13 protein-coding genes and 1 riboswitch are annotated in these 23625 nt (G+C 53.2%); of the genes, 4 read left to right on the forward strand and 9 right to left on the reverse strand.

Annotated features, from left to right (window positions below):
* Positions 1-11 precede the first annotated feature (11 nt).
* Positions 12-9053: an InlB B-repeat-containing protein gene (locus tag ACJA3I_RS10730; protein WP_458862591.1), complete on the reverse strand. Its 9042-nt coding sequence runs from the start codon at positions 9051-9053 to the stop codon at positions 12-14.
* The gene (locus ACJA3I_RS10735) at positions 9050-9412 is read right to left on the reverse strand and encodes a hypothetical protein (protein WP_458862592.1); all 363 of its coding nucleotides are present in this window, start codon (positions 9410-9412) and stop codon (positions 9050-9052) included. The genes ACJA3I_RS10730 and ACJA3I_RS10735 overlap by 4 nt, the downstream gene beginning before the upstream one ends.
* 265 nt (positions 9413-9677) lie before the next feature.
* Between ACJA3I_RS10735 and ACJA3I_RS10740 the strand changes: the two genes are divergently transcribed.
* From ACJA3I_RS10740 to ACJA3I_RS10750, 3 genes are read left to right on the forward strand one after another with little or no spacing between them, the layout of a single operon-like run.
* Complete coding sequence (locus ACJA3I_RS10740; RefSeq protein ID WP_458862593.1) at positions 9678-10394, forward strand: LytR/AlgR family response regulator transcription factor; 717 nt, start codon at positions 9678-9680, stop codon at positions 10392-10394.
* Between the two features lie 9 nt (positions 10395-10403).
* A complete protein-coding gene (locus tag ACJA3I_RS10745; RefSeq protein WP_458862594.1) occupies positions 10404-12263 on the forward strand; it encodes a hypothetical protein in 1860 nt (619 codons plus the stop codon).
* On the forward strand, positions 12233-14128 hold the full coding sequence (locus ACJA3I_RS10750; protein ID WP_458862595.1) for a GHKL domain-containing protein: 1896 nt from the start codon (positions 12233-12235) through the stop codon (positions 14126-14128). Before ACJA3I_RS10745 ends, ACJA3I_RS10750 begins: the two co-directional genes overlap by 31 nt.
* Positions 14129-14200: 72 nt before the next feature.
* Here ACJA3I_RS10750 and bcp read toward each other — a convergent pair whose 3' ends face one another.
* Entirely contained in the window at positions 14201-14662 is a 462-nt protein-coding gene (bcp, locus tag ACJA3I_RS10755) for a thioredoxin-dependent thiol peroxidase (protein WP_458862596.1), read from the reverse strand.
* Positions 14656-15417, reverse strand: a complete 762-nt coding sequence (gene yaaA, locus ACJA3I_RS10760) for a peroxide stress protein YaaA (protein WP_458862597.1) — start codon at positions 15415-15417, stop codon at positions 14656-14658. Before yaaA ends, bcp begins: the two co-directional genes overlap by 7 nt.
* A 185-nt stretch (positions 15418-15602) precedes the next feature.
* A riboswitch (NiCo riboswitch) is annotated at positions 15603-15701 on the forward strand.
* A gap of 115 nt (positions 15702-15816) precedes the next feature.
* On the opposite strand from yaaA, the gene ACJA3I_RS10765 reads away from it, so the two are divergent.
* Positions 15817-18339 (forward strand): cation-translocating P-type ATPase, encoded by a 2523-nt coding sequence (locus tag ACJA3I_RS10765; protein WP_458862598.1) that lies wholly within the window; start codon positions 15817-15819, stop codon positions 18337-18339.
* A gap of 324 nt (positions 18340-18663) precedes the next feature.
* Here ACJA3I_RS10765 and rpsU read toward each other — a convergent pair whose 3' ends face one another.
* The 5 genes from rpsU to yqeK all read right to left on the reverse strand — a co-directional run bounded on the left by rpsU (position 18664) and on the right by yqeK (position 23622).
* Positions 18664-18846, reverse strand: a complete 183-nt coding sequence (rpsU, locus tag ACJA3I_RS10770) for a 30S ribosomal protein S21 (RefSeq protein WP_458862599.1) — start codon at positions 18844-18846, stop codon at positions 18664-18666.
* A 90-nt stretch (positions 18847-18936) separates the two neighbouring features.
* Complete coding sequence (gene leuS, locus ACJA3I_RS10775) at positions 18937-21342, reverse strand: leucine--tRNA ligase (protein ID WP_458862600.1); 2406 nt, start codon at positions 21340-21342, stop codon at positions 18937-18939.
* A 1-nt stretch (position 21343) separates the two neighbouring features.
* Entirely contained in the window at positions 21344-21718 is a 375-nt protein-coding gene (gene rsfS / locus ACJA3I_RS10780; RefSeq protein ID WP_458862601.1) for a ribosome silencing factor, read from the reverse strand.
* Between the two features lie 27 nt (positions 21719-21745).
* On the reverse strand, positions 21746-23047 hold the full coding sequence (locus ACJA3I_RS10785; protein WP_458862602.1) for an LCP family protein: 1302 nt from the start codon (positions 23045-23047) through the stop codon (positions 21746-21748).
* Positions 23044-23622 carry a bis(5'-nucleosyl)-tetraphosphatase (symmetrical) YqeK gene (gene yqeK, locus ACJA3I_RS10790; RefSeq protein ID WP_458862603.1) on the reverse strand — a complete coding sequence of 193 codons (579 nt, stop codon included), beginning with the start codon at positions 23620-23622 and terminating at the stop codon, positions 23044-23046. The genes ACJA3I_RS10785 and yqeK overlap by 4 nt, the downstream gene beginning before the upstream one ends.
* Between the last annotated feature and the right edge of the window lie 3 nt (positions 23623-23625).

A 23625-nucleotide genomic window follows, 5' to 3' on the forward strand; every position in this document is an offset into this window, starting at 1 on the left:
TTGCTTTTGGTTTATACTTTCAAAAGGTTTTTGCAGAAGCGCATCAAAAGTGTTGCCACTTGCGCGCGGGTCGCTCCGGCGGTGGGGGCCAATTCTGTGTTGGTCACGCCCGAAACCAGACCTTCCTGATAAGCCCACTGCATCGATTCGCGTGCATAAGCGCTGATGGTTTCCGCATCGGTAAACGCTGAAAGCTCTGCTTTCTTTGAAACATCTTTGCCCTTAAACACGGCATAGCGGTGCAGGATGGCGACCATCTGCTCACGGGTGATGCTGTCATCCGGGCCGAAATCGCCGTTGCCATAGCCTTTGACCACGCCGTTTGCGGCGGCCCAGCCGATGGCTCCGGCATAATAAGTATCGGCAGGCACATCGCCGAACCGGGCGGTTTCCGCTTCCGGCTGGCCTTCCAGACGATACAGGATGGCAACGATCATGCCGCGCGTTGTGAGGGTGTTCGGTGAGAAAATATGCTCGCCTGTGCCCTTCATCAAGCCTTTTTCGATGGCGTAATCCACGCCTTCGTGATACCACTGTGTGATATCCAGATCTTCATAGGGGGCGCTGGGGCAATCGGTGCCGCCGCGAACGAATTCTGTTTTGATGACCACATCGCTTGCGGGCATCGTGAACCGATATTCCAGCTTATTTGCTTCTGTTTTGATCTCGCTGCCCTTGTCGTCGGTGACGATCAGGTTTTTCAGCTGGTAGCCATGATCTGCTTTCACTGTAACGGTGACAGTCTGGCCGGCAAGTGCATTATCTTTATCTGCGGCGGCTGTGCCGTTCGCTGTTTTCGCCACGGTGACTGCATAAACAGAGGGAAGCATTCCGCCCCCGCCGCCGCCCAGATAGAAGGTTGCGGCAACGACCACGGCCTGATCTTTTTCGGTGACGGTATAGGTTTTGCCATTGCTGAATGCAGCGCCGTTCACCGTTACTTTCTGCACCAGATAAGAAGCGTTTGCCGCCGCGGTGATCAAAAGCGCATCGCCCGCTTTCACGGCATCTCCGTTTTTCAATTCTTCTTTGCCGCGCATCACGGTGATTTTGCCGTTCGCGCCGCTTTCGATCGTCAGCGGAACGCCTTCTTTCACGGTTGCCTGCAAAGTGATATCGGCCAGCACATTTTTCGCCGTTACGGCCCATGTGCCGTCTGTGTTGCGCTTCACGGTTCCCGCGGAAGAAACCAAAGCCGTGATGGTTTTATTTTTTGCCGGTGTCACTACAAAGCTCACATCGCCGCGATCGCGGATCTGGCGCTCTGCGCCGTAATCGGAGGGTGTTTTCACAATGCTGCCGAGGGTGTAATCTGCGGTATCCGCAGGCAGCGCATGCAGTTTTTCCGGTGTTTCGAATTCGACCGTCACGGTGGTGTCGCGGCCCAGGCTTTCAATCACCAGCGTGTTGGACAAATTCTTTTGCACTTCCTTATTGATCTTCCATTCCTTCACCATGTGGTTTGCATCGGGCAAAGCGGTGAAGGTCAGCTGGCTGCCGCCCACGCACTGGGAATCGGTATCGATGGCAATGGGTTTTCCCGCGCCGATGCCCGAAGCCGAACCGCCGGTTCCGACCACGGAATAATGCACCGTGTAGTTAACGGCATCCATAAATTCGGCATCCGCCGTAAGATCGCTTGTAACGGCCATCGTGAATGTCGCCTTTTTCTGCGCGGCCAGATCGCCCTTCCACTGCTTGAGCATCCAGTTGGGGTCGGCCATGGCCGTGAAGGTGACCACGGTGCCATCGGGAACCGCCGTCACATCTTTGCCATCCACCTGTGCGGTGATATGGCCGTGTGTCGTTGCAGCGATGGTGATGGTTCTGGTGGGGATCTTTTCAAGGTTTGCGGTGATATTCAAGCCGCCCTGAGGCACTGTCGCGGTGACGGTGGTCAGGTCTGCGCTGATCTGCGCATTGGCGGGCAGACCCGCCCAGCCTGTGATGCGGTGGCCTTCCGCAGGCGCGGCCACCAGTTTCACCTGCGCGCCGCCGATGAACTTTTTGCCGCTTGCAAAAGCAACACCGTTTTCGCTGGCGGTCAGGGTGCCCATCTTGCTGTCACTGAGTTGATACTGCACGGCGTTATCTGCCGTGGGGGTAAATTTCGCGGTATAAGCGCCGCTTGCTTCGGCAGAGAACGAATAAACGGCCGATGCGCCTTCGATCTTCGTGTTGCCGAAATACCAGCCCTCAAAAGTATAGCCGGTCGATGCCGCGGCAGTCAGTGTGACGGAATCTTTATAGCGAACGATCTGGGGCAGGCCGGAAACCGTTCCGCCCGCTTCAGCCTTAGCCAAAAGATCCAGTTCTTCGCCCTGCAGCAAAACCGCAATGGCCGCGTTCTGGCCCGCCGCGGGCTGATAGGTAAAGGTCGCGGCGGTTTGGCCCGCCACGGCTTTGCCGTTGACCTGCCATTCTTTCACAACATAATGGGTTTCGGGTGTCACCGTAAAGACAACTTCCTGTTTAGAGGAACCGCCGCTGGTGAACACGGCTTCGCCCACTTTTGCTGCCAGGGTCCCGTGTGCAGGGTCTTGGAAAGTGATCTGCGCATCACCTTTTTCAAACTGAACGGTGATGGTTTTGTTTGCCATGGCGGCCAGCTGAGCATATTCCAGTTCCAGCTTGCTGCCAACGAAGGTTCGGCCGTCGAGCTGATAGCTCTGGCCGTTGACCTGCCATTCTTTCACGCGATAGCCGGTGGCGGGCGTGGCTTCCAGGTTCAGCTTGCCGTTTTCATAAACGGTTTTTCCGCCGCCCGAAACAAGGCCCGCGGCATCGGCATCGTCGTAATCCGCCAGATTCTGGCGCGAAGCCGCGCCCTTGATGGTGCCGAAGGTTCCGCCTTCCTGAGCGCCGTTGCTATCCACCACGGAATAGGCGATCTGTGTGCTGCCCAGTTTGCGGAATGTCACCTTGATGTCTTCGGCCATGCTCAGCGCAGGGATCTGCATTTTTTGGCTGCCGTCATTCTGAACATCCGCGGTGATGACTGCGCCGTTTTCTTCCCACTTGGTGATCTCATAGCCTGTTTTTGCTTTTGCGGTCACCACAATGGTGGAACTTTGCAGCTGCGCCGCGCCGCTGGTGATAGTGCCTACATCGGCTTTCAGCGCGGTGACTGTGCCCGCTTCTTCGGCGAAGGGCTCGCCTTCTTCTGCCCTTTTGCCTTCAAAGGTTACCGGGTAACGGTTCAGCGCCGTGCAGACCACCGTAAAATCGGTGTTTGCTTTGAGGTTATAAAGGGTCATGGTGCGGTTGCTGTTGGAAAGCGCGCCGATGGTCTGGCCGTTTTTGACCTGCCATTCCTGCACAAGCAGGCCATCGGGCGGGGTGAAGCTGATGGTCAGGTTATCGCCGATCTTGCCCTGATAGGTATATTGGCCGTTTCCATCCATTGTGAGGTTCTGGCCGTTGATCACGGCCTTCGTGGTGCCGTTGAGGGGGTTCCCATCGTTGCCCACGGGTTTAATGGTGATCACAGGCTTGGTGTCGGCAACAAAGTAAACGGTGACGGTCATATCATCTGTAAACTTCGAAAAATCATAGGTGCTGCCGCTGAAATTGGTTTTTCCGTCTGCCGCCAGAAGTGTTTCGGTCGTTCCGTTCAAGCCTTTTTTCACTGTCCAGTGGTCGATGGAATAACCATCCTTGGGCGTGGCTGTCAAACGGATCGTCTGCTGGTAGTTCACATTATTGCCCGAAGCAATGGTTTCGCCCAGGCCCGTATCATTCAGATAATTGCCCGTGACGGTCCCGTTTGCATCCGCCGCGGCATAGCTGAGCACATTGGTGCTGGCCGCGAATTCCACGGAAACATTGGTTTTCTGAGAAAGCTTATCGATGCTGTATGTGGTGCCGGTGCGCTTGTTTTCGCCATCCAGCACATAATTGCCGTTGACCTTCCAGCCGGAAACCACATATCCTACTGTGGGCATGGCGGTAACGGTCACTTTGCTGCCCGCGGGCAGGCTGTCACCGCTCTGCACAGAAATATCCACTGTGCTGCCGGGCGACTGGCAGGTCATGCCGATGCCGCCGTTGACCCCTGCGGAAAGATTGACCTGATAGCTTTCATTGTTCAGCTGATAGACAGCTTTCTGCAAGGTGATGTTATATTTTTCGGCAAGCGCTTGAACCGCCGGGGTATAAGTAACGGTGTTGGCGTTTTGATCGGTATCCACCAGAGAAACCGTGATGGGATATTCACCGATTTCAGCGCCGGATAACGCGCCGTCTGTGCTGAGCATATAATCGACACCGCGCTGCAGCGCAGGAGCATCCCATTCCGCCGCCCCGCTGACAGTCGCATCCAACGGCTTGCGGTCTGTATCATTGACAGATTTCACGGTATTCGTCGCCGCCAGCACCAGCGTGCCTTTATTCACAACGATGATCTTCGAATCACTTCTGCCGTCTTTTTCGGCGGTGATCTGGTAATTGGTGACCGTTTTGGGGGTGAAGATGCCGCCAACCAAGGTATAATCGGCATTTTCAACGGCGGCCACATAGTTGCTTGTGATGACGCCGCCTGCCCCCTTCGTTGTCACCAGTTTTTGCACGGTATAGGTGGCCAGTTTCGTCACATCCACCGTGGCGCCGGGGGTTCCGCTGGTGATCTCGGTGGCCGCCAGAGCGGCCGAAGTGCCATAGGTCACATTCACAGGCGCTGCCAGATCCAGTGTGGTTCTGGCTTCTGTGGGCTGCATCACGGCATAAACCGAAACAGGTTCCGAATTGCTGGCATAATAAGTGCTGTTGCCGGCAAAAACCGCCATGACATTGAGCTTGCCTTCATATTTCGGGGTCCACTGTGCCTCATAGGTGTTATCGGGCTGTTTCACCGCGGGAACCGTTTCGCCGCCCGCGCCCGAAATCACAAAGCTCACATCGCCCGTCAGCGGTTCTCCGCCGTCTTTTGCCACAGGGGCGGCGGTGAGGGTGACTGCTTTGCCCACCACAGGGTCACGATTTTGAACCGTAGTATGGGTTTCTGTTTTTTGGAAAGTCGTGCTCAGATCAGAGACCTTGCTGTCACCGATCTTATTTGCCCACCCCAGCGAGAACGGCTGATAAACAGGTACGCCCGCCGTGGCATCCGCCGTATACAGATAGGCGTTTTCCAAAGTGCTGCCCGAACCCGCAGAGGCTTTATAAAACGCATACTTGGCATAGCCCGTGTCTGCTGAAGTCCATTTTTCCGAGGGCGTATAGGTTTTCCCATCATAAACCAAATTGGGGCTCGATACCGCGCCCACAGAGGTCAGCGCCGCTTCGCTGCGCGCGATCTGGCCATCGGCGCCCACGGTATTGATCGTGGCAGTATAATCGCTTTTTGTCACAGTTTTCAGCCCGCCGATATTGCCTGCGGTGAAGCTGATATCCTTGGCAACTTCCTTATCGGTGTCTAAAGTAAGCGCCGCGCCGGTGTAGCTGTAATAATTGGCGCCATCAAACCACAGAAAAACGCCCGCGTCATTTTTCAGCAGCGTATAGGCTTTCTGTTCCGCGCCCGTTCCGGTGACGAGAGAAACCGCTTTTCTTTCGGTAATGATTTTGTCTGCGGTGGTGACGATATCGCCTTCCGCCGATAAAATGGCATTGGGCTGCAGACCATTAATCGTGATCTTACTGTCGGATTTGCTCACATCCAGCAGCGCCGACATCGTGTAAAGGGTGTAATCGCGGTAATACACACGGCAGCGATATTGATAATCATCCATATCATTGGTGGGCGTCACGGTCAGTTCGGGGGTGCTGATGCCCTGCGCATGGTTGATGGCCACCTTTTGCCATGTTGATTTGATCTCGGGGGTCTTATATTGCCATTCATAACCCACCGGCTGGCTTTGGCCGTCTTTATCGGTGAAATTCGCCCGCGCCTTAAAGATCACGGGTTGACCCGCCGCGGCGTTGCTGTCTTTGGGCTGTTCCACAATCTCGAACAAAGCGCCGTCGTTCATCGTTGTGGCGGTCACTGTGGGGCTGTCGATACTGCTGCCCTTGGTGGCGCTGACGGCGCGAACACTGAAATTATAAGTGGTGTTGGCCATCAGATCTTTCGCCTGATAAGAGGTCACCGTATAGGGCAAAGTCGCGATTTTGTTATAGTTGCCGATGCGATCGACCATGCTCACTTCATAATAAGCCGCGTTGCCGCTGTTATCCCACTGCAGGTCGATGCTGTGGGTGCCCACCTGGGTCACCGTCAGGTTCTGGGGCATTTTGGGAGGCTGGCTCACATTCTTCACATCATAGCCCACCACCCAAACGGGGTTGCCGTTGAGGTTGGCGCTGTTGACGATCAGTTTCCAGTTGAATCCATACTGGCTGCCTTCTTTGGGCAGGCCATCCACCGTGCCCGAGAAAGTGGTGCCGCTTGAGCTGGTGGTGCCAAAGCTGCCGCCGGCACTGGTGCTGCTGGTGATGCCCACATAGCCTTTGTTGCCAAGGAAAGCACCGCCGCCGCCCACTTTCACATTCAGCGTGGCTTCCAGCGTGTGGGTTTTTTCGGTTTCTTTTGTCACAGAAATTTCCTGTGTGATATCTGAACCCGAGCCGCTGGAGGTAATGCTGGCATAAGTGCCGTTATAAGTATGCTGACGCTCGCCCGCGGGCTGGTTCACATAAGTTTCCGGCGCGCCCGGCGTGCTGTAAAGAATGTTGTTGGCAATGGGATCAAGGCCCTGTGTTTTGGCCGCCAGATCGTCATAATCTTCCACATTCATGACCGCCGTAACGGGGTCTAACGCCGCGGGCATGATGGTGGTGCTCCACTGCCTGCTCACAGGGTCATACATCTCATAAACATAATAAACATAAGGCACGGTGTAAACGACCACCTGGTCGCCGCCGCCCGCCTGGTCGTTATAGCTGATGGAATGTTCCACAGAGGTGCATTCGGCGTAATCATAGCTATAGCTGCCGGCCAGTTCCACTTCATATTCGCCGCCCGCCAGGGCCTGCACTTCCAGTGAGTGATAAACGCCGACGCTTTGCGAAAAGCTGCCGCCCTTGGTGTTGCCCGCAGAGCTGCTCACGCCATAGGCCGTGCCGCCGTTGCCGATATAATCGTAGCGCTCGGCCAGATCGGCAAAATAGGGGCTTGCCTGCAAAACGGCATAGACCTCAGGGTCGGTATAAACCGTATACTGGTTGACATAACGCATGGAAACGGAATCGTTGCCGATATCCGGCAGGCTCAGGCTGATAAAGGTGCCATAGGTGTCGTTTCTTCTGTTGCTTTCGGCCACCACGCCTTCCTGTGTGCTGTGGTAATAAGTTCCTTCTTTCCAGAAGGCGGCTACATCCATCCAGTAATAGTCGTCGGAACCGTTGACTTTTTCAGCGCGGTGGGTGCCCACGACGCAAATAAAGCTTTCGCGCCATTTTTTCCCATCAGCAGAGGGGTTTGCATCCACGCTGCCCACCGCAACATCGCCGATCCACACCTGTTCTTTATCTTTATTGTTATCATTGCTGTTGACCTGAGAGGTGCAAAGGCTGATGCTGCCGATTTCACTCGTCAGGCCGCTTGTGGCGTTGAAATTATATACTTCGCCGCCGAACAGCACTTCATCATCGTTGTTGCCGGCGCCGATGCCTTCTGTATCGGCACAGGCCAGCGGCAGCGGCGCATGGGTGGGGCGATAATGCCCTTCTTTCAGTGAATAAGAATCTGCGATCTTCATGCTTTTGCTGCCAAGCGCCTGTGTCATATAATCCGAAACCTGATATCTTTTGGTGAGCGGATTATAATAGATATAGCGGTAAGCGCCGGTATTATAAGCCCCTGTGCCGGGTTCGGAAGTTTTACCATTGCTCTGATAGCCGCCCACCAGCAAAACCGTTCCCGTGATGCTGGTGTTGGGCAGCGCAAATTCACCAAAGGCGCAGTTGGCCGAAACCATGGCCTTTTCACCATCGGGCGCCACCAGGGGCACATCTTTCAAGCCATTGATGGCGGTTGGCAGCGCTGCGTTGCTGCCTTCAAAAACCGTCAGGCGCGCCACGCTTGCCACATTGCTATTATAGGTGGGGGCCGAAACGGCTACCGCCAGTTCTTCCTTGCCATCGCGGTTCAAATCGCCGCCCGCCATGGTCACGACAGGGTGTTTTTCGATATGATGCTCCCAGCTCCCATCCGTATTATAGGAGTTCGCATTGCCTGCGCTCAGCGCGATGCGGTTTTGCGAAAATCTGCCGCCGCCGCTGCCCTGGAATTCATCGATTTCGACCATGCGGCTGCCGTCGACTGTATCATAGTACGAGCCACAATAAACATACAGTTCGTCCTTCCCGTCGCCGTCGCGGTCAAGGGCCTTGATCTCAAACAGAGCGTCAAGTTCCTGCACATAGCGGCGTGTCATATAAGACAACACATCACCATAGCTCTGGTTTGTCAAGATGGGGTTCAGGGTCGAGACCCTTTCACGGTAACCGTTATCATGAATTTTAAAAACGGCCACCTCGATTTTGCCTTTTTTGCTGCCTGTTGTCTGATTGTTGCCATAGGCGCGCAGTTCGGCCACATAGTTATCTTTGCCTTCACCGCCGTTAAAGGCAACGCTGGTGGCATAAATGCCGCTGAACTCGTTATTCGTGTTGGCCAGCACATTGCCGCCGCGGTTGCTGCTGAGCTTGCTTCCCAATGAATTGCCGTTTTCAAGATTGATGTCGCCGCTGCTGATTCCATAGAAACCATAAGCGCCGTCAAGATTGCCCGATCCATCGCTGATATCTGCGTTGCGGGTTTCCATGCGGTCAAACCCGTCGCGCAAAGTATAGCGGTTGCCGGAAGCGCCGTTTGCCGCCACATAGACTTCGCGCGCGCTGAACGCCTGGGTGGTTTGGGTTGTGCTGTAGGGCGCGGTCAGTTCCTTTGCCGCCGCATCCGCATCCAGCGTCAAGCCCATCGCATCATAAGTGCTTTGGTCAATTTCCTTCCCCTTTGCCGTATCGGCGGCTGCAGCCCGCGGGGAAAGCCCCGGCAGCAGGCTGAAGACCATCGTCAAACACAGCAAAAGACTGATGCTTCGTTTTTTCATGCATACTCCTCCTCTGTTTTTTCCATCTGCTTTGCAATCACATTAAAAAGCCATTTGATCGGAACAGGCTTCCAGAAAAAATCCGTTACGGGGATGTTTTTGCTTTCCCCTTCAAATTCTTTTTGGTCGCTGACCCAGATCAAACAGGCTTTTGGCTGACTGTATCGTATGCTTTGGCATATCGCTTTTCCCTCTTTTCCATCCAGGGCAACAATGGCCACCGGGGCAGGATCGCCGCGGCTCAAATATCCGCAGATCTGCTCACGGTTTGCCAGATGCAGCGTTTCAGCGTTTTTCAGCATTGGGAAAGTCGAAAACTCTTCATAAAAGGCTTGCCCGCAACAAAGCAATATCTTCATATCGATTCTCTCCCCTCTTCTGTTTCTGCCCGCGGCGGGAATGGCGCGCAGCGAGTGTTTCTTGAATTTTATAGTGAAATCGGTTACACTATAAAAAAAGGCCAGACCTTTTCAAAGTCTGGTAGTTTCTTTAAGCATAAGGTTCTGTCAAGTTTTTATCAAGCAATGTTGTCGAAGATGACAGTAATGTTGCGCAAGCGGGAGCCGGCGGGCTTTTTCTTTTTGACCCATTGGCCCGCCCAGTTTGACCATTGAGGTGAAGCCATTGAAAATTGCCGTGGTAGACGATAGCAAAACAGATCGTGAAGAATTGAAAGCCGCCCTCACCCCTTTTTTCAGCACACTGGATTTCGAAGTGGAAATTTGTGAATTCGGCAGCGCGGAAGATTTTCTGGCGGTGTTTGAACCCGCGGTTTTCGATCTTTGTTTTATGGATATTTATATGAACGCCCTCAACGGCATGGAAGCCGCGAAGATCGTGGCCGCCAAAGACCCCGCCTGTTTTGTGATCTTTCTGACCACCAGCGCCGATTATATCGCCGAAGGCTATGATGTGAGGGCCTGGCGCTATATCATCAAACCGCTGAAACCCGAAGCCGTGGCCAAAATGCTGACCCCCTGCATCGAAAAGATCGAACTTTCCAAGCGGTTTTTGACCCTTTCCATGGATCGCCAGACCCTGCGCCTGCCTTTTTCTAAAATTTATTATGTGGTCACCGCCAACCGTTCCATCGAGATCCATCTGAAAGAAGAAACGCTCACGCTTTCGGCCCGCACCCGTTTTTCAGAAATCGCACAGCCTCTTCTTGCCGATTATCGTTTTTTCGCCTGCGGCAAGGGCATTGTCATCAATTTCGCCCAAACCCAGCGCATCGAAGCTGAAGGCGCGCTGCTGCGCAACGGCAAGACCGCCCCCATCAGCAAGCGTAAAATCAGCGAAGTGAAAACTGCTTTCATGCAGTATTCTTTTCAAAACCTATAGGAGATGTGTATGAAGTATCGAGCCGGTATAGCACTTTTTTGTGTCTGTTTCATTTTATGCTCCTCAGTTTTGCCGATCGCCGCGGCAGAACTTTTGCCCCCTGTGAGCGATGAGAAGCCCGTGCCGCCGCCCGTCGAAGAACCCGCTCCCGTGCCGCCGCCCGTCGAAGAACCCGCTCCCGTGCCGCCGCCCGTCGAAGAACCTGCTCCTGTGCCGCCGCCCGTCGAAGAACCCGCTCCCGTGCCGCCGCCCGTCGAAGAACCTGCTCCTGTGCCGCCGGCTGAAAACGAAAGCAAGGCCACGATTACTTCTATTTTTCAGCTGTCTTCGGCCACAAACCCCATTCTTTTATCTTGCGGCGATCAGGAACAGTGGAACAATGAGCTTGAGCATTGGAAAACCTTTTTCTCTTTCATCGTGGGCATCACCGGTAATGTGGGCGATGACGATGCAGTGTTGACGCTGGATTCGATGGATGCTTCCCAGGTGGATCTTTCCAAAGCAGGCGATTATTTTCTCACGGTGCATCTCAAAATCGATGAAACCGCCCAAGATTGGCAGCAATTCGTGCTGCCCGAAGAACTGGCCACCGTCAAGATTCCCGTTTCGGTGGCAGACCCTAAAGAATTTCGCTTGTATGTGACCAACACCAATAATTCACAGCGGCTTTCTGTGAACTGGGTGTTTGCGCTTGACGATCAGAAACCCGTTCAGATTTTCTATACCTCTTCCAAAGAACCTCTTTCCGAAAAATCCATCGATTCTGCCGCCTGGCAGCTCTGCGAAGACCCCGCTTTTGCAGGCGCAGGCGCCAACGGGCTCAGCATTTTTCGCAGCGCGCTCGATCATGAAACACATTATTATTTCCGTTTGAAACAGGGGGACCTTTCTTCGGATGTATTACATATTTTAGATCGCGGAAGCGCCGTGCTTTCCGATTCAATGCAGGGCAACCGCGATGGCGGCGATACGGTGGAACCCTCTGAAGATCCTCCGATCTTACAGCCTCCCCCCGAAGACCCCCAGCCCGAAAAGCCGCTGCCGTCTTTGCCCGATCTCGGCCAGGAGGAAGGTTCTTCCAAGCCGCAGCCGCCCGCGGCAGAGCTGCCCGATCCGCCTGTTTTGATACCTGGTTTCCCCGGCGATTTACCGGCGCTTATTCTTCCCGAGCCTTCAAAGCCCACGGAAGAAGCGATTGCGCAATCGCCTCCCCCGATGACCGCTCCCGTTCAAGAAATCACCGTCCCGGCCCAAAAAACCGAATCGGCCCGGCCTTCTTCCCCCGATACTCCGGCAAAGCCCGCCTCTTCTTTTTTGCCCGCCGAGATGAAAAAACAGGAGATCATCACGCAAAACGCTTCGAAGATATCGGGCACAAGGCTGCGTTATCTGATGCAAAACAATCAAAGCGGGGTTCCCTTTGCCCACAACGATATTTCCATCCGTCTTTCCAACTCGTTTCTGGAAAGTTTAAAAATCCCCCAAAGTTCTTTTTTCACGGTTGAAATTTTAAGGTCAGCAAACGGTTTCCGCTTTTCTTTAAAGGTAGATGATGCCGCCGTGGCCCTGACCGAACCCGCCAAAGTGGCCTATTGGTGTGAAGAAGCTCCTCAATCGCTGTGGTTCGGGCAGGAAGAACTGTCTTCACCGATCCGTTATCAAGATCAAACCGCCTTTTTCACCATCGAAAAAACAGGCAGTTACCGGCTATCCTCGCCGCCGAAAGAAGAAGCCGCCGCGCCCGTTCGTGAAAGCAACGCCTTCACGACCTTGCTGCCTGCCTTTGGCGGATGCTTCTTTCTGGGCATTTTATGGAAGAATAAAGGAGCGGTATCCTCATGGAGCAATCGAAAAAAGCGGCAAAGTTAACATTGGCGCTCCTTGCGGGGCTGCTGCTTTTCTCGGGGCTGCTGCTCTTTTTATATCGCTTCGACAACAAATACACCCAAAAGGCCACGCAGCCGCTGCAGGGCATTCTCTGCCTTTCAGAGCAGGATCTCAGCGACCGCCGCGTGCTGTTTCTTGCCCGCCAGTGGCAATATTACCCCGGCAGTCTGCTTTCGCCCGAAGATTTTCAGGCGGGGCTGCCCGACCGCCGCGTGCAATATATCACGGTGGGCAAATATAACGATTTTTCCATGGGCCGCCTTTCGCGCTCGCCCTTTGGCAGCGCCACCTATCGCATGGTGATCGAGCTGCCCCAGAAAGCGCAAACCTATTCGCTGGCGCTGCCTGAGATCTATTCTTCCTACCGGCTTTTCATCAACGGCCGGCCCGTTTTGGCCATGGGCGATCCCGAACGGTTCCAAACAAAATTCGGCAGGCAGACCGTCGATTTTTCTGCGCAGGGCGCTGTCGAGATCCTTCTGGCGGTTTCCAACAACAGCCATTATTACAGCGGCCTGACTTCGCCGCCCGCCTTTGGCTACACTTCCTCCGTTCGCCAAATGATGGATCGTTTTCTTTTTCTGAACGCGGCCGTCATGATCTTTATTCTGCTGCCGGGCCTGTTTTCTCTTTATCTCGGCATCCGTCTGAAGGTAAAAAAAGCGATGCTCCATGCACTTGTCTGCTTTTGCCTGCTTTTTTATCTTTCCTATCCCATTATCGCCACTTTTTTCACGGTTTCGGGCCGTGGGTTCTATATTTTAGAGCTTGTGGCCACTTATGGCATCTATCTGCTTTTGGTGCGGTTGCAGCATTTGATTTTCGAAACCGATACGGTTTTTTATCGCCCGCTGCAGCAGATCCTTTGGTTTTTCTGCCTGCTGGCGCTGGCCTATGCCATCTATCCCACTTCGAGCGCCGTGATCCATGCGCTGTTTGCGCATCTTGTTTTTGCGGTCAAACTGGTTACGGCGGCCTATCTGCTGGGCAACTCGCTGCTGGCGGTAAAAAGGCAAAACGCAAATTCTTTTTTGTTGTTGCTGTTTACCGCGCTGTTTTCCATCTCGCTGATCGCCGACCGTGTCTTTCCGTTTTATGAAGCCATCTATGGCAGGTTCTTCTATGAATACGGCGGATTGCTTTTGGTTCTCGGGTTTGGCTATGTGCTGTGGCAGGATCTTGCGGAAGCCTATCGCCTCAACCTGACCTTTGCCGATGAAAAACGCCGCCTGACCATGCAGGTGGCCATGCAGAAGACCCATTACAGCGAATTGACCGATCAAATCGCTCAGGCGGCCAAACAGCGCCATGATCTGCGGCATCACCTGCGAACGATCTATACCTTCTTGCTGGAAAACGATGTGGAGCAGGCCATCGATTATCTTTCCGACTGCGATGTGACGAAGATCCAGCCGCTTCACACGCCGCTTTGCGAAAATGTGATCCTCGATGCCATTCTGCAATATTATAAAACCCTGTCAGAAGAGCACCAGATCGTTTTTCAGGCAGCCGTTGAAATCCCCGCCGACCTGCCCATGGAAGACACCGATCTCTCCATTCTTTTCGGCAACCTTTTGGAAAACGCCTATGATGCCTGCCTTGGCTGCGCCGCGCCGGCGTATATCCGCATCATGGCCAAATATAAAGATACCGGCCTTCTTCTGCGCATCGAAAACGCCCATTCTTCCCCCATTCGCAAACAGGGGCGGCGTTTTCTCTCTTCAAAACACGAAGGGCCGGGCATCGGCACGGAATCGGTCAAAGCGGTGGTGAGCCAATATCACGGCATGATCACCTTTGAACACACCCCCGCCGAATTTCGGGTTTCCGCAATGCTGAGCATCTGAAACAGGATGCGGGCAATTTCGGTTTTGCATAAAAAAGCGCCGCGAAAGATTTTTTCTTTCGCGGCGCTTTGTTTATGCCTTTTGCAGATATTCCAAAATTTCGGCGGCGTTCTGGTCGGGCTTGACCTTCGGCATCGCCTTTTCGATCTTTCCTGTTGCATCGATGATATAGGTCGATCGCACCACCCCCATGCTCACTTTGCCATACATCTTTTTTTCCTGCCACACTTCATAAGCCTCAATCGCTTTCCGTTCGGGGTCGGCCAGGATCAAAAACGGCAGGCCGTGTTTTTCGGCGAATTTGCGGTGAGATTCCACGCTGTCTTTGCTGATGCCGATGACCACGGCATCCAGCTCTTTAAACGCATCATATGCGCCGGCAAAGGCGCATGCCTGGCGCGTGCAGCCCGGGGTCTCATCTTTAGGGTAAAAATACAGAACGATCTTTTTGCCCAAAAAATCTGAAAGTGAAACCGCATTGCCCTGTTGATCGGCCAAGGTGAAATTCGGCGCCTGTGTTCCTGCTTTTAACATTTTCGATCAGCTCCCTTGATAAAAATATATTGATCTTCGGTGGAAACGGCCTTTTGGTAACGATAGCCCGCTTCCTCAAATTCACAAAGTTCCTGCGGCCGCGTGATATGGTTTTCGGCCATCCAGCGCACCATCTGCCCCCGCGCCATTTTGCATAAAGTTCCTTTTTCAATCACTCTGCCGCCTGCATCTTTTTCGCCGAAAACGCAGCTGATAAAACCCACCCGTCGGGGCAGATGCGGCCAAACGGCTTTGCTGTATTCTTTTGAAGCAAGGTTCACGATCCAATCTGTTTCGGCGGCCAGCTGCTCCGCCGGTTTGCCGCCCCAGAAGTCATAAAGATCTTTTTTGCCCGCCGCTTTTAATTTTGCCTGCATTTCCAGACGATAAGGGGCCACACTATCAAAAGGGCAAAGCAGACCATAAAGCCCCGAACCGATGCGCAGATGCTCCTGCAAATAATCCAGCTGTTTTCTTTCAAGAACGCCCGGCGCCATATATTGATATTGGATGCCCTCATAGGCCAAGATCGCGGGCGTCACCGCATGAAACAGATCCATCAACCGCAGGCGTTCTTCGTTCACCTGCGCAATGGCCTCACTGCATCCCCAAAGCCGCCTGCGTTCTTCGGCCGTCAGGCCTGTGAGCGCGTTTTTCAAAATTTCCGCTTCTTCCAGAAAGCGCGGCAGGGCGGTGGGGGCCAGGCTGTCGCCATCGACCCTCATTTTTTTGGCGGGTGAAATCAGAATTCTCATGGCCGTGGCTCCTTTGCTTCTGCTTGGATGCTTTGATTATATCAAATCACCATTGCCGATACAATCCTCTCTGTTCGGCGGGGCGCGCTCTGTTTTCCATGTTGACAATTGATCGAATATCGTTTATCATAGTCATTAATCTCTTTGCACTGCATTACATCCCACCAAAGCGGGATGCGAGATCAACAGTACAAACTGAGCAGGCGATGCCCCGCAGGGGGCGTGGGGCCGGGCCGCCTTGCCCGCGGCAGCAGATTGTTGTTTAACACATCTGTGGGACAGTTGTATGTTCCATCGGATGTGTTTTTTTCTATCCGTTTATGGAACAGCCGACCTCAAATGAAGTGCCATAGGAGAAATCAAGACACCGCCTCGCAGGCGGGAACGGAGGATTCTTTTATGACATCCAATCAACCGGCAGGGCTTACCTCTGCCCAAGCAAGCGAATTGCAGAAACGATTCGGCAAAAATGAACTGACGCCGCAAAAAAGGGAAAACTTTTTCAAAAAAGTATTCCATATTATTTGCGAGCCGATGTTTTTGCTGCTGATCGTTGCTGCAATTATTTATTTTCTGCTGGGTGAACCGCGCGACGGCTTCATCATGCTCATTTTTGTGGTGGGCATCATCGGCATCGATGTGATCCAGGAATGGAAAACGGATAAGACTCTGCACGCTTTGAAAGATCTATCCGCCCCTCATGTCACCGTCATCCGCGACGGCGTTGAACGCCAGATCGCCAGCGCCGACCTTGTGCCCGGCGACCTGATGATGATCTTCGAAGGGGTGAAGATCCCCGCAGACGGCGTGATCCTGCGCTGCGCAGATCTTTGTGTGGATGAATCTTCGCTCACCGGCGAAGCGGAAGGCGTCTGGAAATCTTCCGCCGACAATTGCGAAAACACCGGCGATTACTGGCGCAAGGATTATTGCTATGCAGGCACTCTGGTCACCCAGGGCACCGCCACTGTGGAAGTGGATAAGATCGGCGCTTCCACCGAATATGGCAAGATCGGCCTGGGCGTTGCCGCCGCGCCCGAAGATGACACCCCGCTTCAAAAGCAAACGGGCCGGCTTGTGAAAACCTGCGCCATCATTGCGGGCGTTTTATTCGCCCTCGTGGCGGTTTTCACCTGGTTCAATATTCCCGATCATAAATTCACCGCGCGGCTGATCGAAAGCATTTTATCGGGCGTTACGCTGGCCATGGCTATGATCCCCGAGGAATTCCCCGTGATCTTAACGGTTTTCCTTTCGATGGGCGCATGGCGGCTGGCAAAAAAACATTCGCTCGTTCGCAAACTGCCCAGTGTGGAAACTTTGGGCGCCGTTTCGGTGTTATGCGTGGATAAAACAGGCACGATCACCATGAACCAGATGACCGTTCAGGAAACATGGGCCGCCCCGGGCGCCCCGCAGACGCTGGTCGAAACCATGGGCCTCGGCTGTGAGATCGATGCCTATGACCCCATGGAAAAAGCAATGCTTCGCTATTGCGAAGAACAAGGCATTTTGGAAGATGACTTATTCACCGATGAACTCATTTCGGAATATGCCTTCACCAACGAGCTGAAAATGATGGGGCATGTATGGCGCAAAGACGGCAAACCGTTTATCGCCGCAAAAGGCAGCCCCGAACGCATTTTGACCCTTTGCAGCCTTTCCCGGCAGGAACGGGAAGACGCCGAAGAAAAGATCCACGCGCTTTCTTCTCAAGGCCTCCGCGTGATCGCGGTGGCTTCCGCCGCGCTGGAAGATGATTCTGAAATTCCCTCAGAGCTCACCGATTGCCATCTCACCTTCCTTGGGCTGATCGGCCTTGCCGACCCCCCGCGCCCCACGGTCAAGGCAGATATCGCCGTTTGTAACCGGGCGGGCATCCGTGTGGTGATGATCACCGGCGATAACGGCATCACAGCTTCTGCCATTGCCAAAAAAATCGGCATCCCCGGCAGCGACAAGATCATCACAGGCGATATGCTGGAAGAAATGAGCGACGACGCTCTTTGCGAAGCCGTGAAAACGGTTTCCATTTTCTCGCGCGTGATCCCTCAGCATAAAATGCGCATCGTGAAGGCATTTCAGCAAAACGGTGAAATCGTGGCCATGACAGGCGACGGCGTCAATGATGCGCCCGCCTTGAAATATGCCGATATCGGCATTGCCATGGGCAAGCGCGGCAGCGAAGTTTCCCGCGAAGCGGCAGATCTCATTCTGATGGATGATAATTTCACCACCATCGTGGAAACCGTGCGCGACGGCCGCCGCATCTATGATAATATCCGCAAAGCCGTGGGTTATGTGTTCACCATCCATATCCCCATCGCCTTCGCTTCGCTTCTCGCCCCGTTCCTTGGCATCGCCCCTTCGGCGCTGCTGCTTCTGCCGCTTCATGTGGTGCTGCTGGAAGTGCTGATCGACCCCACCTGTTCCATTGTATTAGAGCGCCAGCCCGCCGAAAAAGATATCATGGCCCGCGCGCCCAGAAACCCCAAAGAACCGCTGCTCACCGGCAAACTGCTGGCCAAGAGCATCCTGCAGGGGATCTTCGTCTTTGCCGCCTCCTTCGGCAGTTATTTCGTCACGCTGGGCGGCGACCCCGCGAACGCCCCTGTGGCCCGCGCCATGGGCTTATCCGTGATCATGCTGGCCAATTTGTTCCTTGTTCAGGTGAACAGTTCCGACCATGATTTCGTGTATCACTCCCTGAAGTTATTGGCCAAAGACCGCATCATGTGGGCGGTCAATCTGGGCACTCTGGCGCTTTTGGGCATCATTCTCTATTCCCCTGTTTCCGGCTTTTTAAAGCTGGCGCCCCTTTCGTCCTCCCAGATGCTGGCGGCGCTGGCGCTGGCCGCGGCTTCTGTTTTATGGTATGAACTGGTCAAACTCTTTCAGAAAATCACAAAAGCAAAAGCATAGCTTTCTGTGACCCTTCCTTTTTGACCGATCGAATAAAAATAAACCGGTGGAGCCTTCTTCGGAAGGCTCCACCGGTTTTTGTTTGCTTCATCTTTTTGCTTTGCCTTTTGCGCCGGTCTGCGGCGCGCCCAGCGGTTCAATGGTCATAAACCGAGGCAATCATCAATCCCTCTGAAACGGTGAAACCGCCCGTTATGATCCCCCCAAAAGGGAATTCTTTCCCTTTTGACAAATGCGATCTGCAAGCCGCATGGATTCAGCGAAGAGGATGTAAAAAACCCCGATGGAAAATCCATCGGGGTTAAAAGTCATTTAAGCTTTTGCTTATCTGAAGCTTTTTTTCTTAGCGCGTGCAGCTTCGGATTTCTTGCGGCGTTTTACGCTCGGGCTTTCATAATGTTCTCTCTTACGGAGCTCGGAAAGCACGCCCGACTTTGCACAAGAACGCTTAAAGCGTTTCAGAGCGCTATCTAAAGATTCGTTATCTTTTACGCGAATTTCTGACATTTCCATTCCCTCCCCCCGTGTCACCGAAAGTGCTGAGTTCTTAGATACTTGAATAGTATAACCATTTTTATTGCGTTTGTCAAGGGGGCTTTACGGTTTCACCACGATATTCACGATCTTATTTTTAATAACGATCACTTTTACCACATTCATGCCCTCAATGGCGGCTGCGACCTTCTCTTCGGCCATGGCGGCGCTGCGGATCGATTCTTCGGAATCATCAGCCCCAACGCGGATCACGCCCTTCAGCTTTCCGTTGACCTGCACAGCGATCTCCAAAACGGAATCCACTGTTTTCTCGGGGTCATATTTCGGCCACGGGCGATGAACAAGCAGTTCTTTTCCACCCATCATCTGGTTGAGTTCTTCGGTGATATGGGGCGCAAACGGGTTGAGCAGCTGGATAAAGGTTTCATATTCCGCGCGGTTGACGCCGTTTTCGTTGAAAGTGTTCAGCAGGGCCATCAACGCGGCGATGGCGGTGTTGAATTTCAAGTGTTCGATATCTTCCGAAACTTTTTTGATGGTGCGATGCATTTCCATCATATTTTTTTCGCTGTAAGCATCGCCGGGCTGAACTTCATCATAAAGCGCCCACACGCGGTCTAAGAAGCGCTTGCAGCCCTTGATGGCTTTGGAAGACCAGGGCGCGGCTTTTTCAAAATCGCCCAGGAACATTTCATAAAGGCGCATCGTGTCGGCGCCGTAATCGCGCACGATATCATCGGGGTTGACCACATTGCCGCGGCTTTTTGACATTTTTTCATTGTTCTCGCCCAAAATCATGCCGTGGCTGGTTCTCTTCTGATAAGGTTCGGGCGTGGGCACAACGCCGATGTCATATAAGAATTTATGCCAGAAGCGCGAATAAAGCAAATGTAAGGTGGTGTGTTCCATGCCGCCGTTATACCAATCCACCGGCATCCAATATTCCAGCGCTTCTTTCGAAGCCAGCGCCTCTTTGTTGTGAGGGTCGCAATAGCGCAGGAAATACCAGCTGGAACCCGCCCACTGGGGCATAGTGTCGGTTTCGCGCTTGGCCGGGCCGCCGCAATGGGGGCAGGTGGTGTTCACCCAATCGGTCATTTTCGCGATGGGCGAATCGCCGTTTTCTGTGGGTTCATAAGAATCCACCTCGGGCAGGCGCAGCGGCAGCTCTTCTTCGGGAACAGGCACCCAGCCGCATTTTTCACAATAGACCAGCGGGATCGGCTCGCCCCAATATCTCTGGCGCGAGAACACCCAGTCACGCAGCTTATAATTCACCTTCGGCTCGCCTTTTTTCTCTTTTTCAAGCCATTCAATGATTTTTTCCTTGGCTTCTTCCACCGTCAAACCGTTCAGGAAGCCGGAATTGACCATGACGCCCGTGCTGCAATCGGTGAACGCTTCTTTTTCCACTTCGCCGCCCTTTACCACTTCAACAATGGGCAAACCGAACTTCTTGGCAAATTCCCAGTCGCGGGTGTCATGGGCGGGAACCGCCATGATGGCGCCCGTTCCATAAGACATCAGAACATAATCCGAAACGAAAATGGGGATCTCTTTGCCGGTGGCGGGGTTGATGGCCGCCACACCTTCCAAACGCACGCCGGTTTTTTCTTTCACCATTTCCGTGCGTTCAAAATCGGATTTTTTGGCGGATTGCAGCTGATATTCCTTGATCTGTTCATAATTTTTCAGCTGGCCGGCCCATTTTTCGATATAAGGATGTTCCGGCGAAATGACCATATAGGTGGCGCCGAAAAGCGTATCGGCGCGGGTGGTATAAATTTTCAAAGTTTCGGGCTGAGTGGTTTCAAAAACCACTTCCGCGCCGGTGCTGCGGCCGATCCAGTTGCGCTGCTGAATTTTCACACGGTCGATATAATCCACCAGATCCAGATCATCCAGCAGGCGCTGGGCATATTCTGTGATCTTCAGCATCCACTGGCTTTTTTCTTTGCGGATGACGGGGCTGCCGCAGCGCTCGCAAACGCCGTTGACCACTTCTTCGTTGGCCAAAACGCATTTGCAGGAAGTGCACCAGTTGACGGGCATGGTGGTCTTATAGGCAAGGCCCTTTTCAAAAAGCTTCAAAAAGATCCACTGGGTCCATTTGAAATATTCGGGGTCGGTGGTGTTGATCTCGCGCGACCAATCAAAAGAAAGGCCCAGCGACTGTAACTGCTGCTTAAAGCGCGCCACATTCTGCTTGGTGACCACTTCGGGATGGATGTGGTTTTTGATGGCAAAATTTTCGGTGGGCAGGCCAAAGGCATCCCAGCCCATGGGATACAGCACATTATAGCCTTCCATTCTGCGCTTTCTCGCCACGATATCCAGCGCGGTATAAGAACGGGGGTGGCCCACATGAAGCCCCGCGCCCGAAGGATAAGGGAATTCCACCAAAGCGAAATACTTCGGCTTGTCAAAGGAGTTTTCCGCGTGGAAAGCGCCTTGTTTTTCCCATTCTTCCTGCCATTTCTTCTCTATATCGGTGTAATCATATCTCATTTTACTGTTCTTCTTTCTTCATCAAATAAGGCTGGATATCCACTTTCTGCGCATCTGACCACAAACGCTCGATGGCATACAGTTCGCGTGCTTCCTGCATGAAAATGTGGATCACGACGCTGGAATAATCCATCAGGATCCAGTTGGAAGTGATGCCCTCGATATGATGGGGCGCGGTCTGAAGGTTTTCTTTCAGCTTTTTTTCGATCTCTTCGCTCAGCGCGCGGATGTGGGTGCTGGATGTGCCGGTCATCACCACAAAATAATCGGAAAGCGTTGTCTGTTCGAAAACGCGGATAGCTTCGATATCTTTGGCTTTGCGGCTGTCGGCCGCATGGATGATCTCTTTCAATAAAACTTCGGGTGTTACGGTCATATAGGCTCCTCCTGTTTTTTGTTTCGGTTAAGGCGCGGTGGTGGAAGGCGTTGTGACGCCTGCATCGCCGCTGCTCGGTTGTGTGTTGTTTTGTGCATCGCCGCTGTTCCCGGGCTGGGTGGTCGATGCATTGGTGTCGGGCTGTTTATCGGTGGTGGTGTTGGTTTCTGTCTTGCTGCTGCTCGATTTGGCGGCGGAACTGCTTTTGGAAGAGCTCGAAGAACTGCTCGATTTGGAGGAACCCGAAGGTTTCTCGCTGGAATAACGGCTCACATCGATCAGGTTCAGCTGGGTCACGGGTTCTTCATAGGGGTTGAGCAGCTCGTTGACCATCGTCAGAATTTTGTCTTCTTCCGGCACATAATAAGACTGCATATGGCCGTAATCGGGCTCATAGAGGTAAGCGTCGTGGCCGGGAAGCGTTGTCATGTTGATGTTGTTGAAATCCATCTTCATGGCGCGCAGGCCGAACCACAGGATCTCGTTCATCGACATGTCGGTTTTGGTGTTATCGAAAATGGCCGATGCCATATCATTCAGTTTCATCACATTGGAAAGGCTTAAAACTTTTTTGGCCACGGTGCGCAGGAAATTCTGCTGCATCTTGATGCGGCCGATATCGCCTTCGGCATAACCGCCCTTGACCCCGGGGTTGTTCTGGCGGAAGCGCACCAGCTGGATGGCTTTGGCGCCGTCTAAATGCTGCATGCCCGGTTCCAGGAAGATATGCAGATCCTGTGTGGGATCATCCCAAACCATATAGGTGGGCACATCAAAATCAACGCCGCCGATCAGATCGATCAGCTGGATAAAGCCCTTGAAATCGATCACGGCATAACGGTCGATGGGAATGCCGATCAGCATCTGAAGCTCTTCTTTCAGCTGGTCGGGCCCGCCGTTGAAGCCGGAATTGATCTTTTTGATTTTGCGTTTCACATTCGACATGGTATCGCGGGGAATGTTCACCATGTTCACCGTTTGGGTCTTGATGTTATAAGAAGCAACGATGATGGTATCTGTTCTGGTCCCGTCGTTATCGGTGCCGCAGATCATAAAAGTATAAAAATCTTTTTTGCGCGTTTTATCACCCGAATCCACAAACGGTTCCGCCAGATCGGCATAAAGATCTTCTTTATCATTTTTATCGGTTTTGTCTGTTTTATCCACGCTCACATCGGGGGGCTTGGCCACCAGATGCAAAATTCCCCAAGCGGAAAGCCCTAACGCGATCACGATGCCAACGATCAAAATCGCCAGGCGATGGGGTTTGATCTTTTTCTTTGGTTTTGCTGTCTTTGCTGGTTTGTTTTGTCCGCCATACATTTTCATAAGCATTTCTCTTTCTTTGCTTGATAAAAATCAAGTGCTTGCTGCGATCGTGTGTTCGGCTGTTTTCCCCGTCTGATCACATGGTCCAAATTTTCCTTCAGCGCGAATATCATCGCGTCATCCAAATCTTTGCGGCAAAGCGCGCGGATTTCTTCCACACCGTCGTAATCACGGTTTTCCTCAATGCAGTCGGCCAGATAAATGATCTTGTCGAGCAATGTCATATCGGGCGCGCCGGTGGTATGGTTTCGAATGGCTTCCACCACGGCTTCTTCCTCGCCGAATTCTTCGCGGGCGACAGCCGCCCCCGTATCGGCATGCAAAAGCTCAGGCGCGTTGGCGCCATATTGGGTAATTATACCCCACCGCCGACATAATTTCAACTGCTCTTCCAAGGGCAGGCATTTCGTCACATCATGCAGCAGCGCGGCTCTGCGCGCCTGGTCTTCCGATGCGCCATAAACGCGCGCCAGCTCTGCCGCGGCCTTTTCAACGCCCAAAGTATGCTGATATCGTTTTGGTGTCATCCGTTGGCTGACGCTTTCACGAAGTTTACACAGATCCTGCTGTTTCATATC

The organism is Acidaminobacterium chupaoyuni (assembly GCF_047936785.1).
GTDB lineage: Bacteria > Bacillota > Clostridia > Oscillospirales > Butyricicoccaceae > Acidaminobacterium > Acidaminobacterium chupaoyuni.

Excerpts from the sequence above, each read along its gene's own strand:
- ACJA3I_RS10730 (WP_458862591.1), bottom strand. The coding sequence starts at position 9,053 with ATGAAAAAACGAAGCATCAGTCTTTTGCTGTGTTTGACGATGGTCTTC.
- ACJA3I_RS10735 (WP_458862592.1), bottom strand. The coding sequence starts at position 9,412 with ATGAAGATATTGCTTTGTTGCGGGCAAGCCTTTTATGAAGAGTTTTCG.
- ACJA3I_RS10745 (WP_458862594.1), top strand. The coding sequence starts at position 10,404 with ATGAAGTATCGAGCCGGTATAGCACTTTTTTGTGTCTGTTTCATTTTA.
- ACJA3I_RS10750 (WP_458862595.1), top strand. The coding sequence starts at position 12,233 with ATGGAGCAATCGAAAAAAGCGGCAAAGTTAACATTGGCGCTCCTTGCG.
- bcp (WP_458862596.1), bottom strand. The coding sequence starts at position 14,662 with ATGTTAAAAGCAGGAACACAGGCGCCGAATTTCACCTTGGCCGATCAA.
- yaaA (WP_458862597.1), bottom strand. The coding sequence starts at position 15,417 with ATGAGAATTCTGATTTCACCCGCCAAAAAAATGAGGGTCGATGGCGAC.
- ACJA3I_RS10765 (WP_458862598.1), top strand. The coding sequence starts at position 15,817 with ATGACATCCAATCAACCGGCAGGGCTTACCTCTGCCCAAGCAAGCGAA.
- rpsU (WP_458862599.1), bottom strand. The coding sequence starts at position 18,846 with ATGTCAGAAATTCGCGTAAAAGATAACGAATCTTTAGATAGCGCTCTG.
- leuS (WP_458862600.1), bottom strand. The coding sequence starts at position 21,342 with ATGAGATATGATTACACCGATATAGAGAAGAAATGGCAGGAAGAATGG.
- rsfS (WP_458862601.1), bottom strand. The coding sequence starts at position 21,718 with ATGACCGTAACACCCGAAGTTTTATTGAAAGAGATCATCCATGCGGCC.
- ACJA3I_RS10785 (WP_458862602.1), bottom strand. The coding sequence starts at position 23,047 with ATGAAAATGTATGGCGGACAAAACAAACCAGCAAAGACAGCAAAACCA.
- yqeK (WP_458862603.1), bottom strand. The coding sequence starts at position 23,622 with ATGAAACAGCAGGATCTGTGTAAACTTCGTGAAAGCGTCAGCCAACGG.